The organism is Sphingomonas bacterium (genome assembly GCF_903643065.1).
Classification (GTDB): domain Bacteria; phylum Pseudomonadota; class Alphaproteobacteria; order Sphingomonadales; family Sphingomonadaceae; genus Sphingomonas.
Window position 1 is genome coordinate 1 of the sequence record NZ_CAHJWX010000395.1, and the last position, 2,938, is coordinate 2,938.

Sequence of the window (2,938 nt, forward strand, 5' to 3'; positions counted from 1 at the left end):
CGGTGGCGCGGGCGGCTCGCCGCCGGGCGCCGGATAATGCGCCTCGATGCGTCGGACGAGGTCGGGCAGCCGGGCCAGCGTGCGCACGTCCGCGATCAGCCGGTCGGCGAGCTTAGCCTCCGGCCCTAGTTCCGAGCGGATCCATTCGCGGATGAACGGCGCGCCGACCTCCCACAGGTTGATCTCTGGATCGAGCCCGGTGGCGACGCCCTCCACCATCACCATCGTCTTCTGGAGCAGCAGCAGGTGTGGCTGCGTCACCATGTCGAAGTCGCGGGTGATGCCGAACAGCCCGTCCAGCATCATACCGATCGACATCTCCTTGACCGGCAGCCCGCGCATCGGCTCGCCCACCGCGCGCAGCGCCGTGGCGAACTCGGCGACGCTGTGATGCGCGGGCACATAGCCCGCCTCGAAGTGGATCTCCGCGACGCGGCGGTAATTGCCGGTGATCAGGCCGTACAGGATCTCCGCCAGCCAGATCCGCGCGCGCCGGTCGATCCGGCCCATGATACCGAAGTCGATCGCCGCGATCCGGTCGCCCGGCACCGCGAACAGGTTTCCCTGGTGCATGTCCGCATGGAAGAAGCCTTCCGCGATCGCCTGGCGCAGGAAGGCGTTGATCAGCGTGCGCGCGAGCTTGCCCGTGTCGTGGCCGGCGGCGACGATCGCAACGCGATCCGACAGCTTGATGCCGTCGATCCAGTCGGTGGTGAGCACGGTGGCGCTCGACCGGCGCCAGTCGATCGCCGGGACGAGATAGTCGGGCTCGGCCGCCATCATCTCGGCCAGTTCAGACGCCGACGCCGCCTCGCGCGTGAAGTTGAGCTCGCGCAGCGTCCAACGGCGGAAGTTCTCGACGGTGAGCCGGGGCCGCAGCCGCGCCGCCTCGCCCCCCATCGCCTCCAGCCGCGCGGCGGCCCATTGATAGGTGGCGATCGCGCGCTTGAAGTCGTTCTCCACACCCGGGCGCAGTACCTTGACCGCGACGACATGGCCCTCCGTGGTGACCGCGCGATGCACCTGCGCGATCGACGCGGCGCCGCTCGGCTCGGGGTCGATCGAGCGGAACAGCGCGGCGATCGGTCGGCCGAGCCCGGTCTCGATCGCCTGCTCGATGACGGCGAAGGGCAGGGCGGGGAGCTGGTCCTGCAACTGGAGCAGGTCGCGCGCCGCTTCCTCGCCGACCAGGTCGGGGCGGGTCGCCAGCGTCTGGCCCAGCTTGATCGCCGCGGGCCCCACCGCGCGGAAGGCGTCGGCATAGCGCGGACGTTTCGGCACCCATGCGCCGACCCGGGCGAGGCGGACCAGCCGGCGCACCGCGGCGGGGGCATGCGGATCGCGCTCGATCCCGCGCAAGGCGCCGTGCCGCGCGAGGATACGGCCCCAGCGCAGCAGGCGAAAGACATGGGTGACGGACGAGGTCACCGGGAGATCATCTCCCTCAAACCTTCCACCCCGAATGGATTGCGACCAGCCCGCCCATAATCGGCTCTACCCGCGTCCGCGCGAACCCGGCATCGCGGATCATGCCGGCGAATGCGGGCATCGGTGGAAAGCGGCGGATCGACTCCACCAAATAGCGGTAGCTGTCCCGATCCCGGGCGATCAGCTGGCCTAGACGGGGTACCACGCGATGCGAATAGGCGTCGTACACTTCCTTGAACCCGGGCCATTCGACGGTCGAGAACTCCAAGCAGAAGAAGCGCCCGCCACGCACCAGCACGCGATGCGCCTCGCGCAGCGCGGCCGGAATATCGGTCACGTTGCGGATGCCGAACGCGATCGTGTACGCATCGAACGCCCGGTCGCCGAAGCTCAGCGTCTCCGCATTCTGCTCGGTCCAGATCAGCCCGTCGATCCGGCGCTTGCGCGCGCGCTCCATGCCGACGCCCAGCATCGCCGGGTTGATGTCCGCCACCGTCACCGCCGCGCCCCTCGCGGCGAGGCGAAAGGCGATGTCGCCGGTGCCGCCCGCCATGTCGAGCACCCGCTCGCCGGGCCTGGGCGCGACGCGGCGCACGAACCGGTCCTTCCACAGCCGGTGCATGCCCCCCGACATGGCGTCGTTCATCACGTCGTAGCTCTTGGCCACGCCCGAGAAGACGCCGCCGACGCGCGCGGTCTTCTCTGCCGGGGGGACGTTTTCATAACCGAAGGAGACGGTGTCGCTCACATCACATCCGTTCATCCCGAGCGAAGTCGAGGGAGCAAGTCCGCGCCTTCCATCCGCGACCGCGCCGGGCGGTGTCTCGACTTCGCTCGACACGAACGGGAGGCGTGAGCGGGCTGTAGCGGGCGGCGGTGTAGTAGCAAAGGCGAGCGGGTGCATTATCTGGTCCGCGTGCCCGAACTGCCTGAAGTGGAGACCACCGTGCGCGGGCTGACCCCCGTGCTGATCGGCCAGCGCCTCGCCGGCGTCGAGCCGCGCCGCGCCGACCTGCGCAAGGCAATCCCGCCGGACCTGCGCCAGCGGCTGACCGGCGCCACCGTCACCGGGCTGGCCCGGCGGGCGAAATACGGACTGATCGAGACCGATCGCGGCGACACGCTGATATTCCACCTCGGCATGTCGGGGCGCTGGCGGGTCGATCCGGGCGAGACGGAGGCGCACGACCATCTGCTGATCGAGACCGGCGCCGGTCGCCGGCTCGCGCTCAACGATCCGCGCCGGTTCGGCTTTCTCGACCTCCTGCGCACCGACGCGCTGGGCCTCTACCCGCCGTTCGCCGTCATGGGGCCGGAGCCGCTGGGCGACGAGCTGACGGGCGATTACCTGCACCGGGCGCTCGACGGCCGGACCGCGCCGATCAAGGCGATGCTGCTCGACCAGCGGATCGTGGCGGGGCTGGGCAACATCTATGTGTGCGAGGCGCTGCATCGCGCCCGCATCGCGCCGGCGCGCGCGGCCGGGCAGATCGCGCTCGCGCGGCTGGCG

3 protein-coding genes are annotated in these 2,938 nt (G+C 70.3%); 1 reads left to right on the forward strand and 2 read right to left on the reverse strand.

Annotated elements, in window-relative coordinates; translation table 11 throughout:
• A partial coding sequence (gene ubiB / locus HUU95_RS12725) for a 2-polyprenylphenol 6-hydroxylase (RefSeq protein ID WP_174280439.1) occupies positions 1 to 1,428 on the reverse strand: 1,428 nt, incomplete at its 3' end.
• 16 nt (positions 1,429 to 1,444) lie between these two features.
• Positions 1,445 to 2,176 (reverse strand): class I SAM-dependent methyltransferase, encoded by a 732-nt coding sequence (locus HUU95_RS12730; protein WP_254602790.1) that lies wholly within the window; start codon positions 2,174 to 2,176, stop codon positions 1,445 to 1,447.
• 168 nt (positions 2,177 to 2,344) lie between these two features.
• Between HUU95_RS12730 and mutM the strand changes: the two genes are divergently transcribed.
• Positions 2,345 to 2,938 (forward strand): bifunctional DNA-formamidopyrimidine glycosylase/DNA-(apurinic or apyrimidinic site) lyase (mutM, locus tag HUU95_RS12735; protein WP_174280441.1); only part of this gene is annotated, 594 nt, incomplete at its 3' end.